Origin of the sequence: Streptomyces sp. KR55 (genome assembly GCF_052245645.1) — a bacterium.
GTDB lineage: Bacteria > Actinomycetota > Actinomycetes > Streptomycetales > Streptomycetaceae > Streptomyces > Streptomyces flavusporus.
Genome location: NZ_JBQQCE010000471.1, coordinates 1 through 7,686, shown reverse-complemented (window position 1 = coordinate 7,686; position 7,686 = coordinate 1). Strand labels below are relative to the sequence as shown.

At 72.3% G+C, this 7,686-nt stretch carries 5 protein-coding genes; 3 read left to right on the top strand and 2 right to left on the bottom strand.

Features of this window, described 5'->3' with window-relative positions; translation table 11 throughout:
- Positions 1 to 50: 50 nt before the first annotated feature.
- A complete protein-coding gene (locus tag ACTWQJ_RS42195; RefSeq protein ID WP_443311713.1) occupies positions 51 to 728 on the top strand; it encodes a hypothetical protein in 678 nt (225 codons plus the stop codon).
- Between the two features lie 49 nt (positions 729 to 777).
- On the opposite strand, the gene ACTWQJ_RS42190 is transcribed toward ACTWQJ_RS42195, so the two are convergent.
- Complete coding sequence (locus tag ACTWQJ_RS42190; RefSeq protein WP_443311712.1) at positions 778 to 2,388, bottom strand: AMP-binding protein; 1,611 nt, start codon at positions 2,386 to 2,388, stop codon at positions 778 to 780.
- A complete protein-coding gene (locus ACTWQJ_RS42185) occupies positions 2,385 to 4,055 on the bottom strand; it encodes an AMP-binding protein (protein ID WP_443311711.1) in 1,671 nt (556 codons plus the stop codon). The genes ACTWQJ_RS42190 and ACTWQJ_RS42185 overlap by 4 nt, the downstream gene beginning before the upstream one ends.
- Before the next feature lie 111 nt (positions 4,056 to 4,166).
- Here ACTWQJ_RS42185 and ACTWQJ_RS42180 point away from each other — a divergent pair, with 111 nt between their 5' ends.
- Both ACTWQJ_RS42180 and ACTWQJ_RS42175 read left to right on the top strand, forming a co-directional pair.
- Complete coding sequence (locus ACTWQJ_RS42180) at positions 4,167 to 4,976, top strand: response regulator transcription factor (RefSeq protein ID WP_443311710.1); 810 nt, start codon at positions 4,167 to 4,169, stop codon at positions 4,974 to 4,976.
- A gap of 202 nt (positions 4,977 to 5,178) precedes the next feature.
- The coding region (locus tag ACTWQJ_RS42175) for an ATP-binding protein (protein WP_443311709.1) at positions 5,179 to 7,686 on the top strand (2,508 nt) is incomplete at its 3' end.

Below are 7,686 nucleotides of genomic sequence, written 5' to 3'. Positions count from 1 at the left end.
CTGCGCAAATGCCGTCAAGAGACGGACAGACCGGACCCGACAGGAGCACGATGGGACAGCTGCCCTGCTACGACGCCTTGGAGTGGGCCATGCCCGAGAACGTGCCGGTGCGCTGCCCGGCCTGTCGGCGCGAGCACGTCTACGCCGCGCCGTCCTACCCCTGCGCCTGTGGCGCTCCCGTCAGCCCCGCGCTGGACCGGCTCACGGCACCGGCGGTGGTCACCCACCGCGTCTGGGACGAGGAATGGGTCGCCGTGCGCTGCCCGGCCTGCGGCCGCGGCAACCAGTGGCCCCGTCCGGAACTGGGCTGCCCCTGCGGGACCGTGCTGCGGATCCCGGTGGTACCCGGCGCGGACCACCGCTCCGTCGCCCTGCGCACCGCTCTCGACGTCGTCACGGCCGCCGCCCTCCACCTCCACCGGCTCGGCCACCGGGACATCCGCCGGGCCGACCAGCGGCCCCCGTCCGGCATAGGGCTCGCCGCCCGTGGCCTGCTCGCCCAGGTCGACCCGTCGGTGCGCCCGGCCACCCTCCGGGACGTGGAGTGCCTTTGGCTGACTGCCACGACGGAATCCGCGGAGTGCATGTACTTCTCGCTCGCCGGCTACACCGAGAACGCCCGCACCCGCGCCGACACCCTCGGCATACCGCTGTTCGTACTCGGCCCGACGGGCCCGCCGCAACCGGCCAACGGCCCCGCCGACGAACTGCACGCCACGGGGGCCTGACAACCGCATGCCGCCCCAGCGGCACGACAGGCGAGCTCCGGGGGGACGCTCAGTCCGCCGCGTACGTCTCCCGCAGCTCGACCTTGCGCACCTTCCCCGAGACGGTCATCGGGAAGGAGTCGAGGATCCGCAGCCTGCTGGGGATCTTGTAGTGCGCCAACTGCCCCTCGCAGAAATCCCGCAGCTCCTCCAGCGTCAGCGGGTCGGCCGGGTCGCGGGGGATCACGCAGGCGAGCACCTCCTCGCCGTACCGCTCGTGCGGCACACCCACGACCTGGATGTCGGCGATCTTCGGGTGGGCGTAGAGGAACTCCTCGATCTCGCGCGGGTAGATGTTCTCCCCGCCCCGGATGATCATGTCCTTGATGCGGCCGACGATCTCGACGTACCCGTCCTCGCGCATCACCGCCAGGTCCCCGGTGTGCATCCAGCGGCCGGGGTCTATGGCCTCGGCGGTCTTCTCGGGCTCGTTCCAGTAGCCGAGCATCACGCTGTAGCCGCGGGTGCACAACTCACCGGCGGTGCCGCGCGGTTGGGTCACGCCGGTCGCCGGGTCGACGATCTTCACCTCGATGTGCGGGAGGACGCGGCCAACGGTGGTGGTGCGGTGCTCCAGGTCGTCGTCCCTGCGGGTCTGCGTGGAGACCGGGGACGTCTCGGTCATGCCGTAGCAGATGGAGACCTCCTCCATGTGCATCTCGGCGACCACCCTCTTCATCACCTCCACCGGGCAGGGCGAGCCCGCCATGATGCCGGTGCGCAGCGACGACAGGTCGTACCTCGCGAAGTCGGGGTGGTTCAGCTCCGCGATGAACATGGTCGGGACGCCGTACAGGGATGTGCAGCGCTCCTGTTGGACGGCCTCCAGGGTGGCCTTCGGATCGAAGGAGGGCGCCGGGATGACGATGCAGGCTCCGTGGGAGGTGGCGGCCAGGTTGCCCATCACCATGCCGAAGCAGTGGTAGAAGGGCACGGGCAGGCAGACCCGGTCCTGCTCCGTGCAGCCGATCGTGCGGCCCACCCAGTAGCCGTTGTTGAGGATGTTGTGGTGGGAGAGCGTGGCGCCCTTCGGGAAACCGGTCGTGCCCGAGGTGTACTGGATGTTGACCGGGTCGTCACAGCTCAACTCGGCTCCGACAGCGGCAAGTTGTTCGTACGGCACCTGTGCCGCGGCCGCCGTCAGCGCCTCCCAGGACGGGTCGCCGATGAAGACGGTCTCCCTCAACTGCGGGCACTTTCCGCGCACTTGCTCCACGAGCGCCCGGTAGTCGCTGCTCTTGTGGGCGAGTGAGGAGATCAGCACCGAGATGCCGGCCTGCTTCAACACGTACTCCAACTCGTGCGCGCGGTAAGCCGGGTTGATGTTCACCATGATCGCGCCGATGCGGGCGGTGGCGTACTGGACGAGGACCCACTCGGGGCAGTTGATCGCCCAGATGCCGACCCGGTCGCCCTTAGTGACGCCCTTGGCGAGCAGTCCGCGCGCCACCTCGTCGACCGCCGCCCCGAACTCGGCGTAGGTCCAGCGCCGCCCCGAGGGAACGTCCACGAGTGCCTCGCGGTCGGGATACGCGGCGATGGCGCGGTCCAGGTTGGCGCCGATGGTGTCCCCGAGGAGCGGGACCTCGCTCGTCCCGTGCGTGTACGACAGTTCGGTCACCGGAAGTCCTCCTCGCGGTACTCGCCCGCCGAGCCCGCGGCCGTGGCTTCGCGCAGCTCGACACGGCGGATCTTGCCGGAGACGGTCTTGGGCAGGTCACCGAATTCCAGGCGGCGGATGCGCTTGTAGGGGGCGAGCACCTCGCGGGAGTGCTCGAACAGGACCTTGGCGGTGTCGGGTCCGGCCTCCCAGCCGTCCGCCAGCACGATGTACGCCTTCGGCACGGCGAGGCGCACCTCGTCCGGGGCGGGCACGACGGCGGCCTCGGCGACCGCCTCGTGTTCCAGCAGGGCGCTCTCCAGCTCGAAGGGGGAGATCTTGTAGTCGGAGGCCTTGAACACGTCGTCGGCGCGTCCGACGTAGGTGATGTATCCGTCGGCGTCCCGCGCGCCGATGTCCCCGGTGCGGTAGTAGCCGCCCGCCATCGCCTCCGCCGTGCGGTCCGGGTCGCCGTGGTAGCCGGTCATCAGGCCGACGGGTTCCGCCGACAGGTCGAGGGCGATCTCGCCCTCGTCGGCACCGGGTGCGCCGGTGACCGGGTCGAGGAGTTCGACGCGGTAACCGGGGCTGGGGCGGCCCATGGAGCCGGTCTTCAGGGGCTGTCCAGGGGTGTTGGCGACCTGGACGGCGGTCTCGGTCTGTCCGAAGCCGTCCCGGATGGTCACGCCCCAGGCGCGGCGGACCTGTTCGATCACCTCGGGATTCAGCGGCTCACCGGCGGCGACGGCCTCCCGGGGCGGGGTGCGCAGCTGGGTCAGGTCGGCCTGGATGAGCATCCGCCACACCGTCGGCGGGGCGCAGAAGGTGGTGACGCCCGCACGGTCCATCTCGGACATCAGCCGGGCCGCGTCGAAACGCGTGTAGTTGTGCAGGAAGACGGTCGCCTCCGCGTTCCAGGGGGCGAACAGGTTCGACCAGGCATGCTTGGCCCAGCCCGGCGAGGAGATGTTCAGATGGACATCGCCGGGCCGGAGGCCGATCCAGTACATGGTGGCCAGATGCCCGACCGGATACGAGGTGTGGGTGTGCTCGACCAGTTTGGGGCGGGCCGTCGTCCCCGAGGTGAAGTACAGCATCAGCGGGTCGTCGGCCAGGGTCGGGCCGTCCGGGGTGAAGGCGTCGGAGGCGCCGTACGCGTCCTCGTACGGCTGCCAGCCCGCGCCCTCGCCGCCGACCGCGATACGCGTGTAGGTGCCGGGCACCTCGTCGAACTTGCCGGTGTCCGCAGCGCGCACGATCACGTGTCGCACCCGGCCCCGGTCGACACGGTCACGCAGGTCGGCGGGGCCGAGCAGCGGGGTGGCCGGGATGACGACGGCACGCAGCTTCATCGCCGCGAGGGCTGCCTCCCACAGCTCGGCCTGGTTGCCGAGCATGACCAGGACCCGGTCCTCGGCGCGGACGCCCCGCGCGCGCAGCCAGTTCGCGACCCGGTTGGAGCGGGCCGACATCTCGGCGAAGGACAGGCGGACTTCGGAGCCGTCCTCCTCGACGATGTGGAGCGCGGTCCGGACGTTTCCGTCCGCGATGACGTCGAACCAGTCCAGCGCCCAGTTGAACCGCTCGAGACGGGGCCAGGCGAAGCCCTCGTATGCGCTGGCGTAGTCCTCGCGGTGCTGCAGCAGGAAGTCCCGCGCCCTGCGGAAGGGCTCCGTCGCCGTTGTCATCCATCCTCCTCGGTACCGGACCATTGCCGGGCGGCTCTTCGCCATCGTCTAATCCGTGATGCAGGTCTCACTACCCCCGAACGGGGGTGTGCGCCAGGAAAGGGCGAGCACGTGGGAGCAGACACGGCGGAGTCGGTGGAGATACGGAACGCGCTGGTGCGGCTGCGGCGCACCACCAGGCTCCCGGTCGCCTTCGGCGGGCTGATGGAGGCCGGGCGTCAACAGATGCGTATCAGCGAACTCAGCGGCACCGCGACCTCCGCGCTGCGCGCGGTCGCGGTGACCTCCGGCAACGGCCTGGGCGGCAAGGCGGTGGTGCTCGCCCGGCCGTGCGCGGTGACGGACTACTCGTCGTCGCGGCAGATCAGCCACGAATACGACGCCCCCGTCGTCGCCGAGGGGCTGCGGTCGGTGGTGGCGGTTCCCGTCGTCGTACGGCACCGGGTGCGGGGTGTCCTGTACGGCGCCCTGCGTACGGCCCAGCCCCTGGGCGACCGGACGCTGAGCGCTGCGGTCGAGGCGGCGCGGGACGTGGAGCGGGCCCTGGTCGTGCGGGAGGAGGCACGGACGCTGGCCTCCGAGGTCGCGTCCGGCGCGAGATGGGAGCAGGTGCGGGAGGCGCATGCGGCGTTGCGGGCGCTGGCGCCTCGGATCGCGGACCCTTCGTTGCGGGCTGAGCTGCTCGACGCTTGCGCGCTGCTGACTGTCGATGCCTCGTCGGTGGGGGTTCGTCCGGCGCCCCGGGAGGTGGATGTGCTGGCGTGCGTCGCCGCGGGGGCCACGAACGCCGGTGCCGCCGAGCGGTTGGGCGTGACCGCCGAGACAGTCAAGGCGTATCTGCGGTCCGCCATGCGGAAGCTCGGGGCCCGGACCCGTGGAGAGGCCGTGGTCGCCGCGCGTCGGGCAGGGTGGTTGCCGTAGGTTTGTGGCGTTTTCCGACCTACCCGACCGTGCGGCATCCGAAAGGCTCGGGCCGGGCGTGTCCCTCGCGCCGGTATTCAGTCGAGCGCGCGGTGAAATTCCCTGTGCCACCCCGCTGTTATTTCCCTCACCACGTCGGCACTCCGAATTTCAATGACTTGTTGCCTAGAATTTGGCCAGGACACGACACGCGGAGGGAGCGGTGACCATGCGACGGGACTTCTCGGAGCCTGGCAGATGCCGCTCCGACCTGGTCATCGGCCGGGAGGAGCTGTTCACGGCGGCGTGTGAGCAGCTCGGCCGTGGCGGCAGCGTGCTGCTCCACGGGCCCGCCGGAATAGGAAAGTCGACGGTGCTGCGCGCGCTGGCCGCGGAATACGGCGGGGCGGCACGGACCGTGTTGCGCTGCTCGGCGACGGAGTCCGAATCCCATCTGCCGTTCCTGGCCCTGGCGGACCTGTTCGGACTCGTCCTCGACGAGGTCTCGGGCAAGCTGCCCGCCGCCCAGCGCACCGCCCTGGAGTCGGCGCTCACCGGCCGCGGCGAGTCCACCCTCCAGCGGGACGGTCTCGCGCTGCGTCTGGCGGTGCTGTCCGCGCTGCGCGCGCTCGCCGCCGACGGTCCCGTCCTGATCGTCGCCGACGACGTGCAGTGGCTGGATCCGGCCAGTGCCGAACTCCTCGGCTTCGCCGCCCGCCGGCTCGGCGACACGCCCGTCCGGATGCTGTGCGCGGTTCGGACCGAGGGCCAGGAGTACGACCGCCATCTACGCGCGTCCCCGCCGGACACCCTCGCCGTCCGCCTCGGCCCGCTCTCCCGCACCCAGGTCTCCGCGCTGCTCGACCACCGCGGCTACACCGGCCTGCCCCGGTCCACGGTCCGCGAGATCCACCGCACCAGCGGCGGCAACCCGCTGTTCGCGCTGGAGCTGGGCCGCGCCCTCGCCGAGAATCCCACCCCGCCACGCCCGGGCGAGCCGCTGCCCGTACCGACCTCGCTGCGGGCGCTCGTCCTCAGCCGGCTGGAGATGCTCTCCGACGAGGCCCGGCACACCCTCCTCGTGGCCAGCGCGGGCGCCCGCCCCACGACGGCCCTGCTGCTCGCGGCCGGCCGGGAGAACGCCGAGGCCGAGACCGCCCGGGCGGCCGAACTCGGGCTGCTGGCCACGGAACCGGAGGGTCCCACCGTACGGTTCGCGCATCCGCTGATCTCGGCCGCACTGTACGCGGAGGCGCCCGCGCACCAGCGGCGGGCCGCTCATGCCGCGCTGTCCACGGCGGCCTCCGACCCGATCGAGCGGGCCCGGCATCTCGCCCTGGCGACCATCGGCACCGACCCGGACGTGGCGGCGCGGCTCGCCGGGGCCGCCGCGCTGGCCCGGGACCGCGGCGCGCCCTCGGTCGCCGCCTCCCTCGGACTGCTCGCGGCCCGGCACACCCCGGCCGGCAGCGTGCCGGGGCCCGACGAGCGGCGGTTGCTGGCCGCCGAGGACGCGATCACCGCCGGGGAGGTGGACCTCGCCCGGGACATCGCCCGCGAGGTGCTGACCGGGACCACGGTGCCCGCGGACCGGGTGCGGGCCTGGATGGTGGTGATCGAGGCGGCCGGCCAGGCCCTCGGGGACGTCGACGCCGTCTTCCCGCAGGCGCTGGCCGACGCGGGCGACGACCCGGGGCTGCTCGCCCTGGTGCACTACCAGCTGGCCTGGCGGGCCCTCGTCGTCGAGGGCGACTTCGCCGAAGGCCGCGTGGAGGCCGCACACGCGGCCGACCTGGCCGCCCGGTCCGGCGACCGGCGCACCGAACTCCTCGCGCTCGCCTTCCAGGCGCAGGCCGAGACCCTGATGGGCCACCCGGACGCTCCCGCCACCATCAAGCGGGCGCTGAAGGAGCCGCAGGACCCGCAGGTGGCGTGCCATCACAACGGCGCGGGCTCGACCCGCTTCCGCTGGCTGCTGATGAGCGACGAGCTGCCCGAGGCCCGCCGCACCGTCACCTCGCTGCTGCGCGAGGTACGGCGACGCGGCATGGTCGAGAGCGAAGTGCACTTCCTGCGGCTGCTCGCCGAGACCGAACTGCGGTCGGGCCACTGCGGACGGGCCCTGGATCTGGCCCGCGAGAGCCTGCGGCTGGCCCGGGACTCCGGGATCGGCGAGGTGGCCGCCGCCATGCTCACCTCGCTCGTGGAGGCCTCGGGCGGCAGTGTGGACCAGGCGCTCGCGCTGGCCCGGGAGGCGGTGGAGCACGCGGAGGAGGACGGCGACCAGATCTATGTCTCCCGGGCACTGGCCGCCCTCGGCTACGTCCAGTTGGTCGCCGGGGACGCCCAGGGCACGGTCGGGTCGCTGCGCCGGGTGCGGGAGCTGGAGCAGGGGCTCGGCGTGACGGACCCGGCGCGCGGCCGCTGGCACGGGGACCTCGCGGAGGCGCTGGTGCGCATCGGTGAGCCGGCCGAGGCGCAGGACGTCATCGACGTGACGCGTGAGCAGGCGATGCGGCTCGGCCGGGAGAGCGTGCTGGCCGTCCTCGACCGGGCCGAGGCGCTGGTGCGGGCGACGCGCGGTGAACACGAGGCGGCGCTCGCCCAGTTGACGTCCGTTCAGGACCGGCTGGCCAAGCTGGGCTACGGGCTGGAGGAGGCGCGGGCCGCCTTCGAGTCGGCGCGGCTGCGCGCCGGGCGTCCGGGCCCTGCGTCGTACGACGAGGCGGCG

Coding starts and splice junctions, on each gene's coding strand:
- ACTWQJ_RS42195 (WP_443311713.1), top strand. CDS start 51: ATGGGACAGCTGCCCTGCTACGACGCCTTGGAGTGGGCCATGCCCGAG.
- ACTWQJ_RS42185 (WP_443311711.1), bottom strand. CDS start 4,055: ATGACAACGGCGACGGAGCCCTTCCGCAGGGCGCGGGACTTCCTGCTG.